The organism is Aeromonas taiwanensis, from assembly GCF_000820165.1.
GTDB classification, from domain to species: Bacteria; Pseudomonadota; Gammaproteobacteria; order Enterobacterales; family Aeromonadaceae; genus Aeromonas; species Aeromonas taiwanensis.
This window is the reverse complement of sequence record NZ_CDDD01000055.1, coordinates 346-641: the sequence shown is the minus strand read 5'-3', so window position 1 is coordinate 641 and position 296 is coordinate 346. Positions and strand designations below refer to the sequence as shown.

General features: G+C 67.2%; 1 protein-coding gene. It reads left to right on the top strand.

From position 1 onward, the window contains the following. Positions 1–296, top strand: a 296-nt coding sequence (locus BN1136_RS20515) for an AraC family ligand binding domain-containing protein (protein WP_407921450.1), incomplete at both ends; no start/stop codon positions are given.

The following is a 296-nucleotide window of genomic DNA, read 5'->3' as shown; positions in this document are numbered from 1 at the left end:
AGCCTGGTGCTGATGAACCCGGAGGAGGTGCACGCCTGCAACCCCATTGCCGACCAGCCCTGGTCCTATCTGATGTTCTACCTGGATACCGGCTGGCTGCAGCGCCAGCAGGAGGAGGCGGGACTGGGGGCCGAGTTTCGCCCCTTCGACATGACCGCGAGCCGGGATCCCCTGCTCTATCCGGGGCTGTGCCGGCTCCATCGGCAACTGGTGCAGGAGCCGGATCCCCTGGCTCGCGAGGTGGCCTGCCACCTCTTCAGCCGACAATTGCTGGCCAGGCTCACCCCGGCCAGCTG